Here is an 856-nt window from a genome sequence, read left to right as displayed (position 1 = left end):
TACTTTCTGATGAAAGCAGTGAAGCGTTCCACGCCTTTAATGGGTTTTATCAAGAACTAAAAAACAACTTAAACAGTGAAATCAAACAAGAGGAAGCGCTTGAGATGTTAGCGCAACATCTTGTGACGCGTCCCGTGTTTGAAGCTTTGTTTGATGGCAATGAATTTGTGCAAAACAATGCTATTTCGCAAGCCATGGAAAAGATTTTAGCTGAGTTGGATAAAACCAATATCAAGCAGGTATCGAAAGAGTTACAAGAGTTTTATGACAGCGTAAAATTCCGTGCCTCTGGGATTACCACCCCCCAAGCAAGACAAAACCTTATTATCAAACTTTACGAAGATTTTTTTACCAAGGCATTTAAGAAAACCACCGATAGGCTTGGCATTGTTTATACCCCCATTGAGGTTGTAGATTTTATCATTCATTCTGTTGATGATGTTTTGCGCAATGAATTTGGAAAAAGCCTAGGATCACGTGGTGTCTCTATTCTTGACCCCTTTGGTGTGGTCTCTAAAGTCAGCAAACTCAGCATCAATCCTTGCAGTGATGCGGGCTTGCTCTTCTGGCGTTGGGGTGCGACCGTTTAGATCCCCCATTTCCTCTTTTACAATGCCTTGCACCCACAGTTTAAACTGGAGCATTGCTGTGGCTTCGCCCACGGCACCGCCCACAGCACCGGCAGAACAAGCGCCGCTCGCAACAGCGCTTTTGAGACAACCAAGACCAGCATGAGCAACAATCTGGGTGACCGTGTCTATTTTCCCTTCAGCCTTGGCGGTGCCGATCTCTTCCGCCAACGTCTTGCCAACCGTATCAGACAGGGCTGTGCGCAGGTTTGCAATCAGGTTCTTAT

General features: G+C 45.4%; 2 pseudogenes. One reads left to right on the top strand and one right to left on the bottom strand.

Annotated elements, in window-relative coordinates:
- Window positions 1–503, top strand: a pseudogene (locus ABD915_RS09910) (damage-inducible protein); the annotation flags it as partial.
- On the opposite strand, the pseudogene ABD915_RS09905 reads toward ABD915_RS09910, so the two are convergent.
- Window positions 504–856, bottom strand: a pseudogene (locus ABD915_RS09905) (DUF637 domain-containing protein); the annotation flags it as partial.

Source organism: Bartonella jaculi (assembly GCF_039543045.1).
GTDB lineage: Bacteria > Pseudomonadota > Alphaproteobacteria > Rhizobiales > Rhizobiaceae > Bartonella > Bartonella jaculi.
This window is presented reverse-complemented; position numbering and strand designations above follow the sequence as displayed.